Here is a 23,208-nt window from a genome sequence, read left to right as displayed (position 1 = left end):
TTAGTTCCAGTACATACTGATAAATATTTTTATAATCCTTTGCGTTGTGTTCGCTCTTTAATATGCTCGGCCTTAACACTTGCCATGTTCAATAAATTCCGTTCAAGAGATAATATCTTACGTAAAGGCATCCCAAAATAAACCTTCATAAATCGCCAGATATCTCTCTGCGTCAGCCCAATATTCATTGATGAGAAATACAAACCAATTAAATCTTTATCCCGCCAACGACGCGGTACTTTTGCCCGTATCTGTGCCCGATGCAGATCGATAACCGAAATTTTTAATTCATCTTCCCGGCCAGTAAATGGCAAATGGAGCAAAAAGTGGCAAATATAACAGTCGCGGTGGTTTATCCCTGCGGCGTGCATTTTACGCACCATGGTTGCCACACGCGCGATCAGCATACGTTTAACACGTATATCAGGAGGATTAACGGCCCAATCAGCACAATAATCTTCAAGGCTAATCGTGGGAGTGAGATCTTCGGTAATAATAAATGATGTGCGAGTTAATGGATTTAACCCTTTTTCACCAAACCCAATGCCCTTCATTGTATCAACGCCAACATCACTCAGGCGATGAATAGCGTGCCACTCTCTGTCTGCGCCTAAAACGGGCATCCGCAATGAGAGCAGGTTTTTTATAATTTCTTTTAAAGTCGTCCCTTTGTGCCATTTGAGGAAATAGCTTTTCCCGGCCAGTTCAAAGCGTAATGTGCGACGCGTCTCGAGTTCACGAAATACCTCGCCATTTAGTTTTTTGACTTCTGCAAAAGCATCTTTACCACGCCAAAGTGTGGCAAGCGGCTCTTTTAATTCAACCATCTAAACCACCTGTAATGATATCTGCGGCTTTCTCTGGCAGGCTATACAAATCCTGAGTATCGGCATAATGGCGAGCATTCTCCGCCCAGGCCATTCGTAATGGAGATTGAGTTAACGCTTTACGTAAAACTTCATTTAATTGTTCCTGGGAGAAAGGTTCAGCGATGACCGTTCCACAATTGGCATCCGCAATATAATGCGCATACCCACATACCGCAGTTGTTAAAACAGGTAATCCAGCAGTGATCGCTTCAAGAAGAACGATACCCGCGGCTTCCTGATAAGCGGGATGCAGTAATAAATCAGCGGCTGCCATTAATTCTGACACATCATTGCGGCCAGAGAAGAAATGCACATTGCTCCGCACGCCGAGTTTTTCTGCCAACGCTTCAAATTTCCGCGGTTTATCCTGACCAACAACAAATAAAAGCGTATTGTGACGTAATGATTCCGGTAACGATGCCAAAGCCTCAATTGAGCGATCCACACCTTTACGGCCAAAATCTGATCCAACCTGCAGTAATAAGTTTTGTTGCTCTTTTATGCCATTTTTCTGGCGATAAATTTCACGACTGTTTGGGATTTGCTCGCTGTATTTTCTGTCCGGATAAATACCGGGAGGAAGAATTTGAAAACGTTCAGATTCAGTTTGATAATGCTTCTGGAAATCGGCGATTTGCTTATCGGTCAGCATCATAAGTTTCGTCGATTTACCCTGCTCGAAAGTCGCTCGCTCAAATGCGGCATAATGGCGATATCGTGATGTTAAACGATATAAAAAACCTTTTTCTTGCGCAACTTTCTCGGCGTAACAAACATCAGCGGCAAAATAAACATCCAACCCTGGCATCTTATTAAACCCAACAACGCGATCAGCGGGATGCGCTTTGAGATGATTTTGTACCCAGGCATAATATTCTGCATTGCGTCCATGGTTGGTATGGGACTTAACTGGCACCTGAATAAGCTCAAATGCTTTCGGGCAATCACCTTCCCACGACTGCGTATAGATCCGAACATGGTGGCCCCGTGCGGCAACTGTTGATGCAATGCGCATAAAGTCACGTTGAAGCCCACCAAATGGAAAATATTTATATAAACAAAACGCCACGATCATAATTGTGCATTCCTGTCAGCTGAAGGGACATCTTCTGGCAACAGCTTTTCCGTAGCGGCGATCACATCTTCCGCTGGAATAACAGAAAGATATTTTTTGTTGCGGTCAAGTTCATGCCGGGTCGGCATTTTCTGATAATTCCCCGCCCAGAACTGAATAATATTCTCGGTCCATGGGCGCCAGAATACATGATCAGTGGCCCCAAATAGGCTAATAACTGGCGTCTTCACCGCCGCCGCAATATGCCCCGGCGCAGAATCCACGCCAATAAAAAGCACAGCATGATCAATTAACGCGCCTAGTTCAGGAAAACGTGTTTTACCTGCAAGGCCAGTAATGGGTTTCGTTTCGCAACCTCGTGCAATCTCATCTACACAAGCGAGATCATCTGCCGAAGGCCCACAGGTCAGGACAACCTGATACCCTCGCTGTTGCAGCGCATCGATAACCTTAGAAAATTTATCGTTATCCCAGCACTTAAATATCTGACGCGCTGTCGGTTGGATGACAACATAATGATCTTTTACGCCCAGGGCATCTAACTCCTGGCGCATCTTCTTCCAGCAATCTTCGGCGTAACTCATTGTTGTGTCGGTGTAGAAATCGGTAATACCTAATGGCTCAAGGACCGATAAATTACGCTCAACAATATGTGTGCCGTGTATTGGCGCTAAGTGTGTGAAGCTTTTTTTCCAAATGCCATGCTGCCGATGACCATAAAGTTGCGATATTTTCATCCGTGCGGGTAAAAAACGTACTAGCAGCGCCACCATCCACTGATCCGTAAGATTAATGACCAGGTCATAATTATTCGCACGCAGAGTTTTTATCAACGAAAGCACATTTTTAATTTTATCGAATGTTCCCGCACCTTTATTGCTTATCCCGTAGAGCGCATTAATTTCCGGGTTTTCAGACAAAATAGGGATGGTATCCTGATAAAGCAGCATATCGATTTTTGCATCAGGATAATTCTGCTTGAGCGTACTGATGACAGGAGTAGTTAATAACATATCTCCATGATATCGCATCTTTATGACCAGAATTTTTCGAAATGGCTTTTCCACTAGCGACTCTTTTGTGTGATTGTCTGATTAAGTTAAGCAGAAAAAAAGCACGCTACCGCCCCAGGCTCAACAGCTACCTGAATACTGATAACGCACTTACTTTGACGTGCTAGTGTATCATTTCTTTCGCAGCAATCCGACCCGAATGATTTTTATACACGAAATATGTTTTAATCATAAAAATCAAATAGATAAAAAACAGCATATCGATAATGTCGGTATGGCCAATGTAGAGTTGAAAATGGGGCCGAGTTTCAATGAATCGCATAAAAATACAAAAAAACTGAAGATGTAGCGGCAGATCAGACCAAACTGAAGCTATTTAAGTCAAAAACGGGAAAAGTAATGGTAAAGCCACCGTTAAATACATAGAATCCCCAGCACATCCATAAGTCAGCTATTTATTATGCTCGAATTGCTTTACACCGCCCTTCTCTACCTTATTCAGCCGCTAATATGGATACGGCTCTGGGTGCGCGGACGTAAGGCTCCGGCCTATCGAAAACGCTGGGGTGAACGTTACGGTTTTTACCGCCATCCGCTAACACCAGGCGGCATTATGCTGCACTCCGTCTCCGTCGGTGAAACCCTGGCGGCAATCCCGCTGGTGCGCGCGCTGCGTCATCGCTATCCTGATTTGCCAATCACAGTCACGACTATGACGCCGACTGGTTCAGAGCGCGTACAATCGGCTTTTGGAAAAGATGTTCAGCACGTCTATCTGCCTTACGATCTGCCCGATGCACTCAACCGTTTCCTTAATAAGGTCGACCCGAAGCTGGTGTTGATTATGGAAACCGAACTGTGGCCTAACCTGATCGCGGCACTGCATAAACGTAAAATTCCACTGGTTATCGCTAATGCGCGACTCTCTGCACGCTCTGCCGCAGGTTACGCCAAACTGGGTAAATTTGTTCGTCGCTTGCTCCGCCGTATTACGCTGATTGCTGCGCAAAATGAAGAAGATGCTGCGCGCTTTGTGACGCTAGGTGCAAAAAATAATCAGGTCACCGTCACCGGTAGCCTGAAATTCGATATTTCAGTGACGCCACAGTTAGCCGCTAAAGCAGTAACACTGCGCCGCCAGTGGGCGCCGCATCGTCCGGTATGGATTGCAACCAGTACTCATGATGGCGAAGAGAGCGTAGTGATTGCCGCCCATCAGGCGCTGTTACAACAGTTCCCGAATTTATTGCTCATCCTGGTACCCCGTCATCCGGAACGCTTCCCAGATGCGATTAACCTTGTCCGCCAGGCTGGACTAAGCTATATCACACGCTCTTCCGGAGAGGTCCCTTCCGCCAGTACACAAGTGGTGGTTGGCGATACGATGGGCGAACTGATGTTGCTGTACGGTATTGCCGATCTCGCGTTTGTTGGCGGTTCACTGGTTGAACGCGGTGGGCATAATCCGCTGGAGGCCGCCGCACACGCTATCCCGGTGTTGATGGGGCCGCATACCTTTAACTTTAAAGACATTTGCGCGCGGCTGGAGCAGGCAAGCGGGCTGATTACCGTCACCGATGCCACTACGCTTGCAAAAGAGGTTTCCTCTTTACTCACCGACGCCGATTACCGTAGTTTCTATGGCCGTCATGCCGTTGAAGTGCTGTATCAAAACCAGGGCGCGCTACAGCGTCTGCTTCAACTGCTGGAACCTTACCTGCCACCGAAAACGCATTGAGGTTGTTATGCAAAAACGGGCGATTTATCCGGGTACTTTCGATCCCATTACCAATGGTCATATCGATATCGTGACGCGCGCCACGCAGATGTTCGATCACGTTATTCTGGCGATTGCCGCCAGCCCCAGTAAAAAACCGATGTTTACTCTGGAAGAACGTGTGGCACTGGCACAACAGGCAACTGCGCATCTGGGAAACGTTGAAGTGGTCGGATTTAGCGATTTGATGGCAAACTTCGCCCGCAATCAACACGCCACTGTGCTGATTCGTGGTCTGCGTGCGGTGGCAGATTTTGAATATGAAATGCAGCTGGCGCATATGAATCGCCACTTAATGCCAGAACTGGAAAGTGTGTTTCTGATGCCGTCGAAAGAGTGGTCGTTTATCTCTTCATCGCTGGTTAAAGAAGTGGCGCGCCATCAGGGCGATGTCACCCATTTCCTGCCGGAGAATGTCCATCAGGCGCTGATGGCGAAGTTAGCGTAGCGTTTATGCCGGATGGTATGCCATCCGGCAAGCATCAATTATTTCTGGCACTGCCGACAATAAAACGTAGCCCGCTGCGCATGTTTAGTCGCCACAATCGGCGTACCGCACACCCGACACGGCTCGCCTTTTCGCCCGTAAACCTGCAATTCCTGCGCGAAATAGCCCGGTTTACCATCACTTTGCAGAAAATCTTTCAGCGTTGTACCACCCTGCTCAATCGAACGCAGCAACACCGCTTTAATCACCCGAGCTAACAATTCACATTCTGCCAGCGACAGTGATGACGCCAGCCGATCCGGATGGATCCCCGCCGCAAACAGAGATTCGCTGGCATAGATATTCCCTACGCCTACCACCAGTTTGTTATCCATCAGCCACGGTTTAATCGCCGTTTTTTTCTTCGCGCACTTCTGATGCAGGTACTCACCGTTGAAATCGTCGCTAAGCGGCTCCGGCCCAAGATGTGCCAGCACGTTGTGCCCTTCCAGCTCTTTGGTCCACAGCCAGGCACCAAAGCGACGCGGATCGGTGTAGCGCAGCACTTTGCCGTTGCTCATCACCAAATCAACATGGTCATGCTTTTCGGGGGGAAGTTCTTCTGGAAGGATGCGCAGGCTGCCAGACATCCCCAGATGAATGATAATCCAGCCCTCAGGCAGCTCCAGCAGCAGATATTTAGCACGGCGCTGTACACTTAGCACTGGTTGATCGCTTAAACGGTAGATTTCTTCCGAAACCGGCCAGCGCAAGCGTCCGTTGCGCACCACCGCATGAAGAATGGTTGCACCAACGAGATGCGGTTCTATGCCGCGACGGCTGGTTTCAACTTCGGGTAATTCAGGCATAGCATCTCCAGGAATGAACAGATGCAGTCAATATGGGGGCAGGCAGATAACAAAAAACCCCGCCGTAGCGAGGTTTTTCGTTACATCAAAGCGAAAATTATTTGATTTTCGCTTCTTTGTAGATCACGTGCTGGCGAACAACTGGATCGAACTTTTTCAGTTCCAGTTTTTCCGGCTTAGTACGTTTGTTCTTCGTAGTGGTATAGAAGTGACCAGTACCAGCAGAAGAAACCAGCTTGATTTTCTCACGAATACCTTTAGCCATGATTTATTTCCTCTAAGTACTTAGTACTTTTCGCCACGGGCACGCAGTTCAGCCAGAACTGTATCAATGCCTTTTTTATCGATTACACGCATACCTTTAGCAGATACGCGCAGGGTGACAAAACGCTTCTCGCTCTCAACCCAGAAACGGTGAGAGTGCAGGTTCGGCAGGAAACGGCGTTTAGTCGCGTTCAGTGCGTGGGAACGGTTGTTACCGGTCACCGGACGCTTGCCAGTAACTTGGCAGACTCGGGACATGTCTATTCTCCAAAAATCAAATTAGCTCGAGCTTCGTATGGGGTATTGGCGCCTCGTCAGGCTTTACAGCCCGGTCATCGCAGTTCTATGTGAACTCTCGATTGCCAGGCCCAAATGCCAAACCCGAGATTCTCAAAGGTGGCGTAGTATACGCTGACTCGGCGATGTGCTCAAGTCCCGAACAGACAAAGATCCCGAAGGATCGCGCATAGCGGATTAAATCCAGCCGCGTTCGGCAAAAGAAACATATTCTCCACGCCCAATCACGATATGGTCGAGCACGCGTAAATCCATGAACTGACAACTTTTTATTATCCGTTCGGTAATGAGTTTATCCGCTTTACTGGGTTCAGCACAACCAGAAGGGTGATTATGGGCAAGGATCAGCGCCGAGGCGTTTATTTTTATCGCTTCACGAATAATTTCTCGTGGATGGACTTCCACATGATTTAACGTGCCGGAAAAGAGTCGGCTGTGAGTAAGGATCCGGTGTTGGGAATCGAGAAAGATCACCATAAAGATCTCTCGTTCCTCTCCCGTAAGTTGGCTTTGTAAAAACTCCCTCGTCATCTCCGGGCTGAGCAACGGGCTTTCTTCGCGCATCCGCACGTTGTAGTAACGCCGCGCCAGTTCCGCAACTCCCTTTAACTGGGCGAATTTCGCCACACCAATTCCATGAACGCCACTAAATTGTTCATATTCAGAGGATAACAAGCCGTATAGCGACCCAAAATTCTCCAGCATCTCTTTCGCCAGGGTTAACACATCCTTACCGCGCGTCCCCGTACGCAGAAATAACGCCAGCAGTTCAACATCCGTTAACGCGCCAATGCCCAACTTCAGCATTTTTTCGCGCGGCATCAACAATTCTACCTTGTTTTTCACCTTCACCTCCTTTGTGGAGGGCGCATGCTGTCATAGTCGTTTGGTTAAATCGACGGCCAGTTTTCAATCCTGGAAAGCGCCTCGCAAAGTGATTCTCAGGTGAAAGCACGACAACAAAAGTATTGTGATAAAATCGCCAACTTCTGGTGTCCCCCTACAGGAAAAATCATCATGAGCCTGGCCGGTAAAAAAATCGTTCTCGGCGTCAGCGGCGGTATTGCTGCCTATAAAACCCCTGAGCTGGTGCGTCGTTTGCGCGATCGCGGAGCAGACGTCCGCGTAGCCATGACCGAAGCGGCAAAAGCCTTTATCACCCCACTTAGCTTGCAGGCGGTTTCGGGTTATCCCGTTTCCGATAGTCTGCTGGATCCAGCAGCCGAGGCGGCTATGGGTCATATTGAGCTGGGTAAATGGGCTGATTTAGTGATTCTCGCCCCAGCCACCGCTGATTTGATTGCCCGCGTAGCTGCCGGGATGGCGAATGATCTGGTATCAACGATTTGCCTGGCCACGCCTGCGCCTGTTGCCGTACTGCCAGCCATGAACCAGCAGATGTATCGTGCTGCGGCTACCCAACATAATTTAGAGGTACTTGCCTCACGTGGTTTGCTGATCTGGGGGCCAGATAGCGGCAGTCAGGCCTGTGGTGATATCGGCCCTGGGCGAATGCTCGATCCATTAACCATTGTGGATATGGCGGTAGCGCATTTTTCTCCCGTCAACGACCTGAAACATCTGAACATTATGATTACCGCCGGCCCGACGCGTGAACCGCTCGATCCCGTGCGTTATATCTCTAATCACAGCTCCGGCAAGATGGGCTTTGCTATCGCCGCAGCCGCTGCCCGTCGCGGAGCGAACGTTACACTGGTTTCCGGACCGGTTTCGCTACTGACACCGCCGTTTGTTAAACGTGTGGATGTGATGACCGCACTGGAGATGGAAGCCGCTGTGAAGGCCTCTGTACAGCAGCAAAATATTTTTATCGGTTGCGCCGCCGTGGCTGATTATCGCGCAGCCGCTGTCGCCAGTGAAAAAATCAAAAAGCAGGCGACTCAGGGGGATGAATTAACAATAAAAATGGTCAAAAACCCTGATATCGTCGCTGGAGTTGCCGCACTAAAAGACCAAAGGCCTTATGTTGTTGGATTTGCGGCCGAAACAAATAATGTGGAAGAATACGCCCGGCAAAAACGTATTCGTAAAAACCTTGATCTGATCTGCGCGAACGATGTTTCCCGGCCAACTCAAGGATTTAACAGCGACAGCAATGCATTACACCTTTTCTGGCAAGACGGAGATAAAGTCTTACCGCTTGAGCGCAAAGAGCTCCTTGGCCAATTATTACTCGACGAGATCGTGACCCGTTATGATGAAAAAAATCGACGTTAAGATTCTGGACCCGCGCGTTGGGAAGGAATTTCCGCTCCCGACTTATGCCACTTCTGGTTCTGCCGGACTTGACCTGCGCGCCTGTCTCGACGACGCCGTAGAACTGGCGCCGGGCGACACCACCCTGGTACCTACCGGGTTGGCGATTCATATTGCCGACCCGTCACTGGCGGCGATGATGCTGCCGCGCTCCGGATTGGGACATAAGCACGGTATCGTGCTCGGCAACCTGGTAGGATTGATCGATTCTGACTATCAGGGCCAGTTGATGATTTCCGTGTGGAACCGTGGTAAGGACAGCTTCACCATTCAACCAGGCGAACGTATCGCGCAGATGATTTTTGTTCCGGTAGTACAGACCGAATTTAATCTGGTGGAAGATTTTGACGCCACCGACCGCGGTGAAGGCGGCTTTGGTCACTCTGGTCGTCAGTAACACATACGCATCCGAATAACGTCATAACATAGCCGCAAACATTTCGTTTGCGGTCATAGCGTGGGTGCCGCCTGGCAAGTGCTTATTTTCAGGGGTATTTTGTAACATGGCAGAAAAACAAACTGCGAAAAGGAACCGTCGCGAAGAAATACTTCAGTCTCTGGCGCTGATGCTGGAATCCAGCGATGGAAGCCAACGTATCACGACAGCGAAACTGGCCGCCTCTGTCGGCGTTTCCGAAGCGGCTCTGTATCGCCACTTCCCCAGTAAAACCCGCATGTTCGATAGCCTGATTGAGTTTATCGAAGATAGCCTGATTACTCGCATCAATCTGATTCTGAAAGATGAGAAGGACACCACAACGCGCCTGCGTCTGATTGTGTTGTTGCTCCTCGGTTTTGGTGAGCGTAATCCTGGCCTGACCCGCATCCTTACCGGGCATGCGCTGATGTTTGAACAAGACCGCCTGCAAGGGCGCATCAACCAACTGTTCGAGCGTATTGAAGCGCAGTTGCGTCAGGTATTGCGTGAAAAGAGAATGCGTGAGGGTGAAGGTTACACCACCGATGAAACGCTGCTGGCAAGCCAGTTGCTGGCATTTTGTGAAGGTATGCTGTCACGCTTTGTCCGCAGCGAGTTTAAATACCGCCCGACGGATGATTTTGACGCCCGCTGGCCACTGATTGCTGCGCAGTTGCAGTAATTCTCCCCTAAACGTTCAGGCAGAAACGTCTGCCTGACGCTTTTCTTACCATGCCACCAGCATTCGCTTTACACTTTCCCTCGCCTGTTTAAAGGCCTCATCCTCAGGGTTGATTTGCAATAACCAGTTTATTCTTCCCTGCAAAGCATACAGATACGCCGTTGCCTGTGCGTGGAGATCGCCTGAAGGATCAAGTTCACCACGATGACTAAGATGCGAAATAACGCCATATTTTTGGCACAAATGCACCTCCTGACGCAGCGCCCGGCGAGCTTCACGGGCAAGCTGTGGTTTGTGATTAACAACAATCCCGGTTACCTGCTGGCGCTTACAGGCCGCAACCAGGCAGCTTTTGCGTTGATTGAGGCTCAGGCCCAGCTCCGCTAACAATCCGCACACTTTATTTTTAACCTGGCGGGCATTGAAGTGACCGGAAAAGGTCATGTCATCGCAGTAGCGGGTGTAGGTAATTCCCCGAGTCTGACACCACTCCCCTATGCGCTCATCAAAACAGCGCATCACAAGATTGGAAATGGCTGGCGAAGTTGGTGCCCCCTGCGGTAACGCGTCGTTATAACAACAAAGCCAGGTCAGCATGGTTACCACATTACGTGGCAACTGGGCCTGGCGAAATACACGCCAGACCTGTAACCAGCTAATGCTATCGAAAAAGTTTTCGATATCGAGTTTCAGGATCTGCGGCTGTTGGCAGTGTGGCTGCGCGTTGCTGACGATTGGGCAACCCGGTCGGTAGGCGGTAGCAAAAGAGGAAAGTGGAAATTGTGAAAGTACGTTCTTAAGAATGTTGCGCTGTACGGTTTTGAGCAAGTAATCAGGGGCTAGCAGCATCCGCTGACCACCGTGGCGCTTAGAAAGAATAATGTGTCGGTAATGGCGTCCGACATGATTACTGAGCGCATACAGCCGCTGTATTTCTTTATCGGCACTCCAGCCCGGCGAGCCGAACAAATCGAGCGCCAGAAGGGTTATCCGGGTAGCATCCATTCCACTCTCCACATCACGGCGGCCAAAAGAGGCACCAACAGCGGCAATACCATCAAACCATCCCAAAGGCGCGTAACTGTACTGAGCGCGTCAGCGCGACGTACGCGAAGCGTACTTAAGTACAATGAAGCGGCTTTGGGTATATGGACATACTACTGGCGTTAAGTCGGCGACTCGCCGACCCTCCCGGCACAAAAGGCCGGAAACGCTATTGCCACTGCTGGCGAAAGCAGATTAACACGATATCTTAAAGCGCATCACGCTGCGCACAGCAAAAACCCTGCGCAGCGCATATTTTTAAACGCCAAACTCTTCGCGATAGGCCTTAACCGCCGCCAGATGTTCCGCCATTTCTGGCTTCTCTTCCAGGTAGGCAATCAGGTCTTTCAGGGTGATGATAGAGATCACCTTGCAGTTGTAATCACGCTCAACTTCCTGAATCGCCGAAATTTCGCCGCGACCCCGTTCCTGACGATCGAGCGAAATCAACACGCCAGCAAGCGTCGCGCCATTGGCCTGAATAATTTCCATCGACTCGCGAATCGCCGTCCCGGCGGTGATCACATCATCCACCAGCATCACACGCCCTTGTAACGCGCTACCAACCAGATTGCCGCCTTCACCGTGATCTTTTGCTTCTTTGCGGTTAAAGCAGTACGGCAGGTCCAGGTCATGATGCTCCGCCAGCGCCACGGCGGTTGTGGTGGCAATCGGAATCCCTTTGTAAGCAGGGCCAAACAGCTGATCGAACTCAATGCCGGAATCCACCAATGCTTCAGCGTAAAAACGGCCTAACAGTGCCAGGTCGCGCCCGGTATTAAACAGCCCGGCGTTGAAGAAATAGGGGCTTTTGCGCCCGGATTTCAGCGTAAACTCGCCAAACTTTAACACCTGCTTGCTAAGCGCAAATTCAATAAACTGGCGCTGATATGGTTTCATGCCTTCGCTCCTCATCTTACTTTTCTACAGACAAAAAAAAGGCGACTCATCAGTCGCCTTAAAAATCAGTTTGCCAGCGCCGCCTTCTGCGTCGCTACAATGGATTCGATTCCCCCTCGGGCAAGCGCCAACAAGGTGAGCAGCTCTTCATGGGTGAACGGCTCGCCTTCTGCCGTCCCCTGCACTTCAATGATGCGCCCGTCTTCGGTCATCACTACGTTCATGTCCGTTTCAGCCGCTGAGTCTTCAACGTATTCCAGATCGCAAATCGCTTCGCCGTTAACAATACCGACAGAAACCGCGGCCACCATACCTTTCATTGGATTGGTTTTCAGCTTGCCATTTTCAACCAGTTTATTCAGGGCATCAGCTAGTGCAACACAAGCACCGGTGATAGAAGCAGTGCGGGTGCCGCCATCGGCCTGAAGTACGTCGCAATCCAGCGTAATAGTAAACTCACCGAGGGCTTTCAAATCTACTGCTGCGCGCAATGCACGAGCGATCAGACGCTGGATTTCCATCGTGCGGCCGCCCTGCTTACCTTTCGCCGCTTCACGAGCATTACGGGTATGGGTAGAACGCGGCAGCATACCGTATTCTGCGGTGATCCAGCCCTGGCCCTGACCTTTCAGGAAGCGCGGCACGCCTTCTTCAATAGAGGCGGTACACAACACTTTGGTATCGCCAAATTCGACCAGCACCGAGCCTTCTGCATGTTTTGTATAGTTACGAGTCAGGGTAACGGGACGCACCTGATTATTGCTACGGCCTGCTGGACGCATATTGAAATCTCCGGCTTGAAACAAATGTGGCTGCGCATTATACGGACTTCCGGCGGTTATTCCTATCCTGACAAGGCATCGATGGCTATAATCCTTCCACCTCTCCTTTTATAAACAGGAACGTCTATGATCCGCAGTATGACCGCCTACGCCCGGCGTGAAATCAAGGGTGAATGGGGGAGCGCAACCTGGGAAATGCGCTCGGTAAACCAGCGTTATCTGGAAACTTACTTTCGTCTGCCGGAGCAGTTCCGTAGCCTTGAACCTGTCGTTCGCGAGCGTATTCGTTCTCGCCTGACGCGCGGTAAAGTGGAATGTACCCTGCGCTATGAACCCGATGTCAGCGCGCAAGGTGAGCTGATCCTCAACGAAAAACTGGCTAAACAGCTGGTAACTGCTGCGAACTGGGTAAAAATGCAGAGCGATGAAGGGGAAATCAACCCGGTTGATATCCTGCGCTGGCCGGGCGTGATGGCAGCCCAGGAGCAGGATCTTGACGCCATTGCCGCTGAAATTCTTGCTGCTCTTGATGGCACCCTGGACGACTTTATCATCGCGCGTGAAACCGAAGGTCAGGCGCTGAAAGCATTGATCGAGCAGCGTCTGGAAGGCGTCACCGCCGAAGTGGTCAAAGTCCGCGCCCATATGCCGGAAATCCTGCAATGGCAGCGTGAGCGTCTGGTCGCAAAGCTGGAAGATGCCCAGGTACAGCTGGAAAATAACCGTCTGGAGCAGGAGTTGGTTCTGCTGGCACAACGAATTGACGTTGCCGAAGAGCTGGACCGCCTCGAAGCGCATGTTAAAGAGACGTACAACATTCTGAAGAAAAAAGAAGCGGTTGGCCGTCGTCTGGACTTTATGATGCAGGAGTTCAACCGCGAGTCGAACACTCTTGCGTCGAAATCTATCAATGCCGAAGTGACAAACTCCGCCATCGAGCTGAAAGTGTTGATCGAGCAAATGCGCGAGCAGATTCAGAACATCGAGTAAGCGACATATCTCCGTACGCCGTTGTTAATTACAGCGGCGCTACGCATATAGTTTCGTCCTCATATTTATTTACTCCATACTTTTTCTAATGCATTTTACTTATCACAAAATCAGAAAAATGCATTCTTACTACAGAAAATAGCAATTTCACATAACTACAAGTTATCAACCCATTCTCTCCTTAAAAAATCTCAATCGTGACAATGCACACAAATCGCTACCCTGCCAGGCAGATTTTTAGGGAGAGAACCATGCTGTTACACATTTTGTATTTGGTTGGCATTACTGCCGAAGCAATGACAGGGGCGCTGGCGGCCGGACGGCGGCGCATGGATACATTTGGCGTAATTATCATTGCTACCGCCACCGCAATTGGCGGAGGATCAGTACGTGATATTCTGCTGGGCCACTATCCGCTTGGCTGGGTCAAACACCCGGAGTATGTGATTATCGTCGCCACCGCCGCCGTGTTCACCACCATCGTTGCTCCCGTGATGCCTTACCTGCGTAAAGTCTTTCTGGTGCTCGATGCACTCGGACTGGTGGTTTTTTCTATCATTGGCGCACAGGTCGCGCTGGATATGGGACACGGCCCGATCATTGCCGTTGTCGCGGCTGTGACGACTGGCGTGTTTGGCGGCGTTTTGCGCGATATGTTCTGTAAACGCATCCCACTGGTATTCCAGAAAGAGTTGTACGCCGGGGTTTCTTTTGCTTCCGCCGTGCTGTACATCGCACTGCAACACTATGTTTCCAACCATGATGTGGTGATTATTTCCACCCTGGTATTCGGCTTTTTCGCTCGCTTGCTGGCGCTGCGTTTTAAACTGGGATTACCGGTTTTTTATTACAGCCACGAAGGCCACTAAGGCACAAAACCTGTGATCTGCTGGGCAGCCAGCCAGTTGCCCAGCATCTTGATTTGCGCATTATCCTTCCATTCCATAACCTGACTTGCGCGACGCCCCCCTGTCCCCGGTAGTTGCTGCCAATACTGTTCGCTTCTCTGCAAAAGTTGCGCCCAGGAGCTGAAGTCGTTGGCATTAAGCGCCGTTTGGGTTAACGGTATTCCCATTGCCATCACCCAGCGAGTAAAAGGCTGTTGACGTGCCAGGTTAAACTGATGCCACAACTGCTCACCTTTACTCTTCGCGATCCCCGGCGTGTGCTGCAATTGCTCTGGCGTTAATGAAAGCCAGGAAAAAATATGCTCAAAGCGATGCGTCTGATGTAGCGAGCGCCAGCCAGATTCACCGATGCCCTCCAGCCCCAAAACCTGTTTTGATCCCAGCCAAACTAATCGCGATATGAATTGTTCCTGACAAACATCAGAAGCGAAGTAGCATGTCAACGCGTTAAAACGGTTTTCTGGCGGCGTCGGTTTTGTGCGTTCTGCACCGCGCCAGACCACTTCATCAATGCGTGGAATACCCTGACCGGCAAGACTCACAAGGATTTGATCGCCAGGTGCAATGTCCCACTCCTGCCAACGTCTGACGGAACCAATGTTCACCCGCTGAACTTTTTTATCATCCAGCATGACAGGCGCGAGTGATGCCACCACCGAGATTTTTCCGCTCTTACCGACAGCAAACTGTATCGCGTTTACTTCAGTAACCTGGGCCACAGGCTGATATTTCCACGCTATCAGCCAGTCCGCCTGACCCGGTAGCCAATGACGGGATTCGGGTTCCTTAGCCGCTCGCACCACCACGCCATCGGTGACGAAGGGCAATTTCGCTTTCCACCACTCATTACGTGCTCGCTCAACCTCGTCTGCGCTTTTCACCGCAAGGGTATACTTCTGCGTCAAAGTAAAGCCCGCAGTAGCAAGCTGCTGTAATCGCTCGGCCATCAACTGTGGTCCATCCGGCCATGCCCAGATAAACACGCCCAGTGAATGCAGCGTGTCGCTATTGTCCTGGCGCATCAAAATGCCAGCGACCTTTGAACGGGCATTCATTCCTCCCATTTGTTGTTGGATATGCCCCTCACGCTGGAGAAATATCTCACCCTGCAGGGTGCTGTTGGCCAAAGCTCCGCTAACAGATTGCGGAACAGAAGGAATCAAGCGTATTTTCTGCGTCCAGTCCTCACCTTTAAGCCCATTGCCACGACTGATCGCTTTAATCAGTTTTCCATCACGGTAGACCAGTGTTACCGCAACGCCATCAACTTTTGGCTGCACCCAAAGATCGCTGTGCTCATGCATCCACAGACGTAACGCATTTTTATCCGCTAACTTACGTACCCCCGTATGCGCAACCGGATGGATAACCGTGCCACTCAACGGCGGCGGCATAGCGTCACCCGTTGTCTCTTCGCCAAAACAGCGTTGCCACTGTGCAAGGCGGGCGCTTAACTGATCGTAAACCCCATCCTCCACGTCACTTTTCCCTTTTTTCCAGTAATCATCGTCCCACTGTTTTACTTGCTGTTGTAGGCGGGAGATTTCTTCATGCGCTCTGGCTGGAGACCAGGCCGGGCAGACCGCCTTCGCTGATGATTGCCAGCACAAAATACTCATTAACACTGCAATCCATACTTTCATCGTCACCTCCGCTGTAGTCAGGCGGGCAGATATACAACGAGATGAATGCAAAACCGAGAGGCAAAAATAAAGTGTGAGATGACGCTTCCAGAGAATCGTCTTTGTTGCAGTAAATGACCGGGAATTGCGGAAACAGGTACGCAAAACGCAACAACTTTGCGCAAAAAGTGTGAGCAAGGGCTACGTCACATGGCCGCGCCGTGTATAATAAGCCCGTATGTAGGCTTTATTTCGCTTAATCACATACGAAAGATACTCATGGCTCAAGGCACGCTTTATATTGTTTCTGCCCCCAGTGGCGCGGGTAAATCCAGCCTGATTCAGGCTTTATTAAAAACCCAACCGTTGTACGACACTCAGGTTTCTGTTTCACACACCACGCGCGCACCGCGTCCGGGTGAAGTACATGGCGAACACTACTTCTTTGTTAATCATGATGAATTTAAAGAGATGATTAGCAGAGATGCATTCCTTGAGCACGCGGAAGTGTTCGGTAATTACTATGGCACTTCACGCGAGGCCATTGAGCAAGTACTGGCGAGCGGCGTGGATGTTTTTCTGGATATTGACTGGCAGGGCGCACAGCAAATTCGCCAGAAAATGCCGCATGCGCGGAGTATCTTTATTCTACCGCCGTCAAAAATTGAGTTAGACCGCCGTTTACGGGGTCGAGGTCAGGACAGCGAAGAGGTCATTGCAAAGCGTATGGCGCAAGCAGTTGCAGAAATGAGCCATTACGCCGAATATGATTATTTAATAGTGAATGATGATTTCGACACCGCTCTGGGTGATCTAAAGACTATCATTCGCGCCGAACGCTTGCGCATGAGCCGCCAAAAGCAGCGTCATGACGCTTTAATCAGCAAATTGTTGGCAGACTGAACCTTCTTTCAGTATCATGCCCAGTCATTTCTTCACCTGTGGAGCTTTTTAAGTATGGCACGCGTAACTGTTCAGGACGCTGTAGAGAAAATTGGTAACCGTTTTGACCTGGTACTGGTCGCCGCGCGTCGCGCTCGTCAGATGCAGGTAGGCGGAAAGGATCCGCTGGTACCGGAAGAAAACGATAAAACCACAGTAATCGCGTTGCGCGAAATAGAAGAAGGTCTGATCAACAACCAGATCCTCGACGTGCGCGAACGCCAGGAACAGCAAGAGCAGGAAGCCGCTGAATTACAAGCCGTTACCGCTATTGCTGAAGGTCGTCGTTAATCACAAAGCGGGTCGCCCTTGTATCTGTTTGAAAGCCTGAATCAGCTGATTCAAAACTACCTGCCGGAAGACCAAATCAAACGTCTGCGGCAGGCGTATCTCGTTGCACGTGATGCTCACGAGGGGCAAACACGTTCAAGCGGTGAACCCTATATCACGCACCCGGTAGCGGTTGCCTGCATTCTGGCCGAGATGAAACTCGACTATGAAACGCTAATGGCAGCGCTGCTGCATGACGTGATTGAAGATACTCCCGCCACCTACCAGGACATGGAACAGCTTTTTGGTAAAAGCGTCGCCGAACTGGTAGAGGGGGTGTCGAAACTTGATAAACTCAAGTTCCGCGATAAGAAAGAGGCGCAGGCCGAAAACTTTCGCAAGATGATTATGGCGATGGTGCAGGATATCCGCGTCATCCTCATCAAACTCGCAGACCGTACCCACAACATGCGCACGCTGGGCTCACTTCGCCCGGATAAACGTCGCCGCATCGCCCGTGAAACCCTCGAAATCTACAGCCCGCTGGCACACCGTTTAGGTATCCACCACATTAAAACCGAACTCGAAGAGTTGGGTTTTGAAGCGCTGTATCCCAACCGTTATCGCGTAATTAAAGAAGTGGTGAAAGCCGCGCGCGGCAACCGTAAAGAGATGATCCAAAAAATCCTCTCGGAAATCGAAGGGCGTTTGCAGGAAGCGGGAATACCGTGCCGCGTCAGTGGTCGCGAAAAGCATCTTTATTCGATTTACTGCAAAATGGTGCTCAAAGAGCAGCGTTTTCACTCGATCATGGATATCTACGCCTTCCGCGTGATCGTCAATGATTCCGACACCTGTTATCGCGTGCTCGGCCAGATGCACAGCCTGTATAAGCCGCGTCCAGGTCGTGTGAAAGACTATATCGCCATTCCAAAAGCGAACGGCTATCAATCTTTGCACACCTCGATGATCGGCCCGCACGGCGTGCCGGTTGAGGTCCAGATCCGCACCGAAGATATGGATCAGATGGCGGAGATGGGTGTTGCCGCACACTGGGCTTATAAAGAGCACGGCGAAACCAGCACTACCGCGCAGATCCGCGCCCAGCGCTGGATGCAAAGCCTGCTGGAGCTGCAACAGAGCGCCGGTAGCTCGTTCGAATTTATCGAGAGCGTTAAATCCGATCTCTTCCCGGATGAGATTTACGTTTTCACACCGGAAGGGCGCATTGTCGAACTGCCTGCCGGTGCAACGCCCGTCGACTTCGCTTATGCGGTGCATACCGATATCGGTCATGCCTGCGTGGGCGCGCGCGTCGACCGTCAGCCTTACCCGCTGTCGCAGCCGCTTACCAGTGGTCAAACCGTTGAAATCATTACCGCACCTGGCGCTCGCCCGAATGCCGCATGGCTGAACTTTGTCGTCAGCTCGAAAGCGCGCGCCAAAATTCGTCAGTTGCTGAAAAACCTCAAGCGTGATGATTCTGTAAGCCTGGGCCGCCGCCTGCTCAACCATGCGTTGGGTGGTAGCCGTAAGCTCAATGAAATCCCGCAGGAAAATATTCAGCGTGAACTGGACCGCATGAAGCTGGCTACGCTTGACGATCTGCTGGCGGAAATTGGTCTTGGCAACGCGATGAGCGTGGTGGTCGCGAAAAATCTGCAACATGGAGACGCTTCCATTCCTCCGGCGACCCAAAGTCACGGACATCTGCCAATTAAAGGTGCCGATGGCGTGCTGATCACCTTTGCGAAATGCTGCCGCCCTATTCCTGGCGACCCGATTATCGCCCACGTCAGCCCCGGTAAAGGTTTGGTGATCCACCATGAATCCTGTCGTAACATCCGTGGCTACCAGAAAGAGCCAGAGAAATTTATGGCTGTGGAATGGGATAAAGAGACGGCGCAGGAGTTCATCACCGAAATCAAGGTGGAGATGTTCAATCATCAGGGCGCGCTGGCAAACCTGACGGCAGCGATCAATACGACCAACTCCAATATTCAAAGTTTGAATACAGAAGAAAAGGATGGTCGCGTCTACAGCGCCTTTATTCGTCTGACCGCCCGTGACCGTGTGCATCTGGCGAATATCATGCGCAAAATCCGCGTGATGCCAGACGTGATTAAAGTCACCCGAAACCGAAATTAATGTTTTATGAACCCAACACGTTATGCACGTATCTGCGAAATGCTCGCCAGGCGGCAGCCTGATCTGACCGTCTGCATGGAGCAGGTCCACAAACCCCATAACGTTTCTGCGATCATTCGTACCGCAGATGCCGTTGGCGTACACGAAGTCCACGCCGTCTGGCCTGGTAGCCGGATGCGCACTATGGCTTCAGCTGCGGCTGGCAGCAACAGTTGGGTACAGGTGAAAACGCACCGTACCATTGGCGATGCCGTCGCCCATCTGAAAGGCCAGGGCATGCAGATTCTGGCAACCCATCTTTCTGATAGCGCTGTCGATTTCCGCGAAATTGATTACACCCGCCCGACCTGTATTTTGATGGGTCAGGAGAAAACGGGCATCACTCAGGAAGCATTAGCCCTGGCGGATCAGGACATCATCATTCCGATGATCGGCATGGTGCAGTCGCTGAATGTTTCCGTTGCCTCAGCCCTCATTCTTTACGAAGCCCAGCGCCAGCGGCAAAACGCAGGCATGTACCTGCGTGAAAACAGTATGTTGCCGGAAGCAGAGCAACAACGTTTGTTGTTTGAAGGCGGCTATCCGGTGCTGGCGAAAGTCGCAAAACGCAAAGGTCTGCCTTACCCCCACGTCAATCAGCAAGGCGAAATTGAAGCCGATGCCGACTGGTGGGCCACTATGCAGGCCGCAGGGTAAGCGCCATGAAAGGTCGCCTGTTAGATGCTGTCCCGCTCAGTTCCCTAACGGGCGTGGGCGCGGCGCAAAGTAACAAGCTGGCGAAAATCAATCTGCATACCGTGCAGGATTTACTCTTACACCTTCCCCTGCGCTACGAAGATCGCACCCATCTCTACCCCATCGGTGAGCTACTGCCGGGCGTTTATGCCACGGTGGAAGGCGAAGTGCTGAACTGCAATATCTCCTTCGGCGGTCGGCGGATGATGACCTGCCAGATCAGCGACGGTTCCGGCATTCTCACCATGCGCTTTTTCAATTTCAGCGCGGCGATGAAAAATAGCCTGGCGACGGGCCGCCGCGTGCTGGCCTATGGCGAAGCAAAGCGCGGCAAATATGGCGCGGAGATGATCCACCCGGAATACCGCGTACAGGGCGATCTCAGTACGCCAGAGTTGCAGGAAACGCTCACGCCGGTTTACCCAACCACCGAAGGCGTAAAGCAGGCGACGCTGCGTAAATTAACCGACCAGGCGCTGGATCTGCTCGACACCTGCGCCATTGAAGAACTCCTGCCGCCGGAACTGTCACAAGGAATGATGACGTTACCGGAAGCGTTGCGCACTCTGCATCGCCCACTGCCAACGCTGCAACTTAGCGATCTGGAAACCGGGCAGCATCCGGCGCAACGTCGTCTGATTCTGGAAGAACTGCTGGCGCACAACCTTAGCATGCTGGCGTTACGCGCCGGAGCGCAACGTTTCCATGCCCAGCCGCTTAGCGCCAATGACGCGCTGAAAAATAAACTCCTCGCCGCCTTACCGTTCAAGCCAACGGGCGCACAGGCACGCGTAGTGGCGGAGATCGAGCACGATATGGCGCTGGATGTGCCGATGATGCGTCTGGTACAGGGCGATGTAGGTTCCGGTAAAACGCTGGTCGCCGCCCTCGCCGCGCTGCGTGCGATTGCGCACGGCAAACAGGTGGCGCTGATGGCACCAACCGAATTACTTGCCGAGCAGCACGCCAATAACTTCCGCAACTGGTTTGAACCGCTCGGTATCGAAGTGGGCTGGCTCGCCGGTAAGCAGAAAGGTAAAGCGCGACTGGCTCAGCAAGAAGCCATCGCCAGCGGTCAGGTGCAGATGATTGTTGGCACTCATGCCATTTTCCAGGAACAGGTGCAGTTTAACGGCCTGGCGCTGGTGATTATCGACGAACAGCATCGCTTTGGCGTGCATCAGCGTCTGGCATTGTGGGAGAAAGGCCAGCAACAGGGCTTCCATCCACATCAGTTGATCATGACCGCCACGCCGATCCCCCGCACGCTGGCAATGACCGCGTATGCCGATCTCGACACCTCGGTCATTGATGAACTGCCGCCAGGACGTACCCCAGTGACGACAGTGGCAATCCCTGATACGCGCCGTAACGATATTATCGACCGCGTGCGCCACGCCTGTATGACGGAAGGCCGTCAGGCATACTGGGTTTGTACGTTGATTGAAGAATCGGAATTACTGGAAGCGCAGGCGGCGGAAGCCACGTGGGAAGAGTTGAAACTGGCGCTACCAGAGTTGAATGTCGGTCTGGTGCACGGGCGGATGAAACCAGCCGAGAAACAGGCGGTGATGGCATCGTTTAAGCAAGGTGAGCTACACCTGCTGGTTGCCACTACTGTTATTGAAGTCGGCGTTGATGTGCCTAACGCCAGTCTGATGATTATCGAAAACCCGGAGCGTCTCGGTCTGGCGCAGTTACACCAGCTTCGCGGGCGTGTAGGTCGTGGCGCGGTGGCTTCTCACTGTGTCCTGCTCTACAAAACACCGCTCTCCAAAACGGCGCAAATCCGCTTGCAAGTACTGCGCGACAGCAACGACGGTTTTGTGATTGCGCAGAAAGATTTGGAGATACGTGGACCGGGTGAACTGTTAGGCACACGTCAGACGGGTAATGCCGAATTTAAAGTGGCGGATTTACTGCGCGATCAGGCGATGATCCCGGAAGTTCAGCGCCTGGCGCGACATATTCACGAACGTTACCCACAGCAGGCAAAAGCCCTGATAGAGCGCTGGATGCCAGAGACTGAACGTTACTCCAACGCATGACCAGACTCATCACAAAACAAGTCACGCAGTAAATCTTCAATCTGGATAGTGATGATATCCACTGCCTCATACGCATCTTGCGCAATTCGCGCCGCCATTGCGCCTTCCGGTTCACCACGCAGAATTTCAGCCGCTGCCTGTACGCCAGCCACAATCATTTCAGGTGTTATCATCTGGCGAAAAAAAGCGCGATTTTCAGAGGACCAGCCATCTTTATGGCCTAATGGATGCCACCAGCCTAACCATTCTTGCGACCATAACGGATTGGCTTCTATGGGATAAATAAGATGCGCGGCATATTGAATAGCACACACCGCTTTGCCGGGCGTATCCAGTGCCCACCAGCGTGACCAGAGGGGACGAATTAACGGCGCGGCCCCGCCCATTGCATTGAACGCCTCCAGCCAGTACAGAACATTATTGAAACCACGCTCGTTATCCATACGCTGCAACGCGGTTTCCAGTAAAAATTGTCGTACCTGCTGGCGTTGGGAAGCATTCATCATCTCCTGCCAGAGATAGGGCCGACGCAGTGCCTTGATGAAGGACTCTTCGAAGTGATCGCCATAACCGCCTGCCAAAACGGTTTCATGCCATTGCGCCAGGCATAGCGGAAACAGATAGCGAAACAGCTCTATTTGCATCGGTTCGTTATAAACGAGATTGAGTACATAGTAAGCACTCAAATCCCATTTGCTGATCTGTTGCCACTCTTTAGCCGCCAGCGCCTTGAGTTCGGCATCTGAGTAATCAAATTCCGTTTCCCATACATAGAGCACTGGCGGCTCATCACCAAAAATATGGCGACAGTGTTCACGTAGCGTTTCCGGTTCCCTCCGACGCTTTTTCAT

Annotated in this window: 24 protein-coding genes; 12 read left to right on the top strand and 12 right to left on the bottom strand. The window is 51.3% G+C overall.

Translation table 11 applies throughout. The annotated features are described in order from the left end of the window. Nucleotides 1-29 precede the first annotated feature (29 nt). The 3 genes from rfaP to rfaQ are packed head-to-tail and all read right to left on the bottom strand — an operon-like array spanning nucleotide 30 to nucleotide 3,011. Nucleotides 30-827 (bottom strand): lipopolysaccharide core heptose(I) kinase RfaP, encoded by a 798-nt coding sequence (rfaP, locus tag AACU94_RS20965; RefSeq protein WP_135488552.1) that lies wholly within the window; start codon nucleotides 825-827, stop codon nucleotides 30-32. Beyond that, on the bottom strand, nucleotides 820-1,944 hold the full coding sequence (gene rfaG / locus AACU94_RS20960; protein ID WP_130258375.1) for a lipopolysaccharide glucosyltransferase I: 1,125 nt from the start codon (nucleotides 1,942-1,944) through the stop codon (nucleotides 820-822). The genes rfaP and rfaG overlap by 8 nt, the downstream gene beginning before the upstream one ends. Then, complete coding sequence (gene rfaQ, locus AACU94_RS20955) at nucleotides 1,941-3,011, bottom strand: lipopolysaccharide core heptosyltransferase RfaQ (protein ID WP_135488551.1); 1,071 nt, start codon at nucleotides 3,009-3,011, stop codon at nucleotides 1,941-1,943. The genes rfaG and rfaQ overlap by 4 nt, the downstream gene beginning before the upstream one ends. A gap of 406 nt (nucleotides 3,012-3,417) precedes the next feature. Between rfaQ and waaA the strand changes: the two genes are divergently transcribed. Beyond that, nucleotides 3,418-4,695 carry a lipid IV(A) 3-deoxy-D-manno-octulosonic acid transferase gene (gene waaA / locus AACU94_RS20950; protein ID WP_130215160.1) on the top strand — a complete coding sequence of 426 codons (1,278 nt, stop codon included), beginning with the start codon at nucleotides 3,418-3,420 and terminating at the stop codon, nucleotides 4,693-4,695. Between the two features lie 7 nt (nucleotides 4,696-4,702). Beyond that, nucleotides 4,703-5,182 carry a pantetheine-phosphate adenylyltransferase gene (coaD, locus tag AACU94_RS20945; RefSeq protein WP_001171866.1) on the top strand — a complete coding sequence of 160 codons (480 nt, stop codon included), beginning with the start codon at nucleotides 4,703-4,705 and terminating at the stop codon, nucleotides 5,180-5,182. 38 nt (nucleotides 5,183-5,220) lie between these two features. Here coaD and mutM read toward each other — a convergent pair whose 3' ends face one another. From mutM to radC, 4 genes are all read right to left on the bottom strand, one after another. After that, complete coding sequence (gene mutM / locus AACU94_RS20940) at nucleotides 5,221-6,030, bottom strand: bifunctional DNA-formamidopyrimidine glycosylase/DNA-(apurinic or apyrimidinic site) lyase (RefSeq protein WP_001114533.1); 810 nt, start codon at nucleotides 6,028-6,030, stop codon at nucleotides 5,221-5,223. Nucleotides 6,031-6,127: 97 nt separating this feature from the next. Beyond that, nucleotides 6,128-6,295 carry a 50S ribosomal protein L33 gene (gene rpmG / locus AACU94_RS20935; RefSeq protein ID WP_001051798.1) on the bottom strand — a complete coding sequence of 56 codons (168 nt, stop codon included), beginning with the start codon at nucleotides 6,293-6,295 and terminating at the stop codon, nucleotides 6,128-6,130. A 20-nt stretch (nucleotides 6,296-6,315) separates the two neighbouring features. Beyond that, nucleotides 6,316-6,552 carry a 50S ribosomal protein L28 gene (gene rpmB / locus AACU94_RS20930; protein ID WP_000091955.1) on the bottom strand — a complete coding sequence of 79 codons (237 nt, stop codon included), beginning with the start codon at nucleotides 6,550-6,552 and terminating at the stop codon, nucleotides 6,316-6,318. A 216-nt stretch (nucleotides 6,553-6,768) separates the two neighbouring features. Beyond that, complete coding sequence (radC, locus tag AACU94_RS20925; RefSeq protein WP_135488550.1) at nucleotides 6,769-7,437, bottom strand: RadC family protein; 669 nt, start codon at nucleotides 7,435-7,437, stop codon at nucleotides 6,769-6,771. A 171-nt stretch (nucleotides 7,438-7,608) separates the two neighbouring features. Here radC and coaBC point away from each other — a divergent pair, with 171 nt between their 5' ends. The 3 genes from coaBC (at nucleotide 7,609) to slmA (ending at nucleotide 9,968) form a co-directional block, all read left to right on the top strand. Next, entirely contained in the window at nucleotides 7,609-8,829 is a 1,221-nt protein-coding gene (gene coaBC, locus AACU94_RS20920; protein WP_135488549.1) for a bifunctional phosphopantothenoylcysteine decarboxylase/phosphopantothenate--cysteine ligase CoaBC, read from the top strand. After that, nucleotides 8,807-9,265 (top strand): dUTP diphosphatase, encoded by a 459-nt coding sequence (gene dut, locus AACU94_RS20915; protein WP_167856172.1) that lies wholly within the window; start codon nucleotides 8,807-8,809, stop codon nucleotides 9,263-9,265. Before coaBC ends, dut begins: the two co-directional genes overlap by 23 nt. A 106-nt stretch (nucleotides 9,266-9,371) precedes the next feature. Next, nucleotides 9,372-9,968, top strand: coding sequence for a nucleoid occlusion factor SlmA (gene slmA / locus AACU94_RS20910; protein ID WP_130206731.1), 597 nt, complete (start codon nucleotides 9,372-9,374; stop codon nucleotides 9,966-9,968). A 45-nt stretch (nucleotides 9,969-10,013) separates the two neighbouring features. On the opposite strand, the gene AACU94_RS20905 is transcribed toward slmA, so the two are convergent. From AACU94_RS20905 to rph, 3 genes are all read right to left on the bottom strand, one after another. Further along, nucleotides 10,014-10,973 (bottom strand): reverse transcriptase family protein, encoded by a 960-nt coding sequence (locus AACU94_RS20905; RefSeq protein WP_135488561.1) that lies wholly within the window; start codon nucleotides 10,971-10,973, stop codon nucleotides 10,014-10,016. Nucleotides 10,974-11,270: 297 nt separating this feature from the next. Next, nucleotides 11,271-11,912: an orotate phosphoribosyltransferase gene (pyrE, locus tag AACU94_RS20900; protein WP_135488548.1), complete on the bottom strand. Its 642-nt coding sequence runs from the start codon at nucleotides 11,910-11,912 to the stop codon at nucleotides 11,271-11,273. 65 nt (nucleotides 11,913-11,977) lie between these two features. Then, entirely contained in the window at nucleotides 11,978-12,694 is a 717-nt protein-coding gene (gene rph / locus AACU94_RS20895; RefSeq protein WP_001247086.1) for a ribonuclease PH, read from the bottom strand. A gap of 126 nt (nucleotides 12,695-12,820) precedes the next feature. Between rph and AACU94_RS20890 the strand changes: the two genes are divergently transcribed. Together AACU94_RS20890 and AACU94_RS20885 are read left to right on the top strand one after the other, a co-directional pair. After that, nucleotides 12,821-13,684, top strand: coding sequence for a YicC/YloC family endoribonuclease (locus AACU94_RS20890; RefSeq protein WP_000621326.1), 864 nt, complete (start codon nucleotides 12,821-12,823; stop codon nucleotides 13,682-13,684). A 251-nt stretch (nucleotides 13,685-13,935) separates the two neighbouring features. Beyond that, nucleotides 13,936-14,553: a trimeric intracellular cation channel family protein gene (locus AACU94_RS20885; protein ID WP_130222444.1), complete on the top strand. Its 618-nt coding sequence runs from the start codon at nucleotides 13,936-13,938 to the stop codon at nucleotides 14,551-14,553. Here the strand turns inward: AACU94_RS20885 and ligB are convergent. Then, nucleotides 14,550-16,235, bottom strand: a complete 1,686-nt coding sequence (ligB, locus tag AACU94_RS20880; RefSeq protein WP_135488547.1) for an NAD-dependent DNA ligase LigB — start codon at nucleotides 16,233-16,235, stop codon at nucleotides 14,550-14,552. The two genes, AACU94_RS20885 and ligB, sit on opposite strands and share 4 nt — an antisense overlap. A gap of 258 nt (nucleotides 16,236-16,493) precedes the next feature. On the opposite strand from ligB, the gene gmk reads away from it, so the two are divergent. Genes gmk through recG form a run of 5 tightly spaced genes read left to right on the top strand, consistent with a single transcriptional unit; the run spans nucleotide 16,494 to nucleotide 22,357 of the window. Next, nucleotides 16,494-17,117 (top strand): guanylate kinase, encoded by a 624-nt coding sequence (gene gmk, locus AACU94_RS20875; protein WP_010344504.1) that lies wholly within the window; start codon nucleotides 16,494-16,496, stop codon nucleotides 17,115-17,117. Nucleotides 17,118-17,171: 54 nt separating this feature from the next. Beyond that, entirely contained in the window at nucleotides 17,172-17,447 is a 276-nt protein-coding gene (rpoZ, locus tag AACU94_RS20870; RefSeq protein ID WP_000135058.1) for a DNA-directed RNA polymerase subunit omega, read from the top strand. A gap of 18 nt (nucleotides 17,448-17,465) precedes the next feature. Beyond that, a complete protein-coding gene (gene spoT / locus AACU94_RS20865) occupies nucleotides 17,466-19,574 on the top strand; it encodes a bifunctional GTP diphosphokinase/guanosine-3',5'-bis pyrophosphate 3'-pyrophosphohydrolase (protein WP_130215150.1) in 2,109 nt (702 codons plus the stop codon). A gap of 6 nt (nucleotides 19,575-19,580) precedes the next feature. Continuing rightward, complete coding sequence (gene trmH, locus AACU94_RS20860) at nucleotides 19,581-20,270, top strand: tRNA (guanosine(18)-2'-O)-methyltransferase TrmH (protein ID WP_130215148.1); 690 nt, start codon at nucleotides 19,581-19,583, stop codon at nucleotides 20,268-20,270. A gap of 5 nt (nucleotides 20,271-20,275) precedes the next feature. Then, on the top strand, nucleotides 20,276-22,357 hold the full coding sequence (gene recG, locus AACU94_RS20855; protein ID WP_135488546.1) for an ATP-dependent DNA helicase RecG: 2,082 nt from the start codon (nucleotides 20,276-20,278) through the stop codon (nucleotides 22,355-22,357). Here the strand turns inward: recG and AACU94_RS20850 are convergent. After that, nucleotides 22,342-23,208 (bottom strand): hypothetical protein, encoded by an 867-nt coding sequence (locus AACU94_RS20850; protein ID WP_130222450.1) that lies wholly within the window; start codon nucleotides 23,206-23,208, stop codon nucleotides 22,342-22,344. The genes recG and AACU94_RS20850 overlap by 16 nt on opposite strands.

It is taken from the genome of Escherichia sp. E4702 (assembly GCF_963883545.1).
Taxonomy (GTDB): domain Bacteria; phylum Pseudomonadota; class Gammaproteobacteria; order Enterobacterales; family Enterobacteriaceae; genus Escherichia.
Note: the sequence above shows the minus strand (reverse complement) of the source record. Positions and strands in the feature narration are given on the sequence as shown.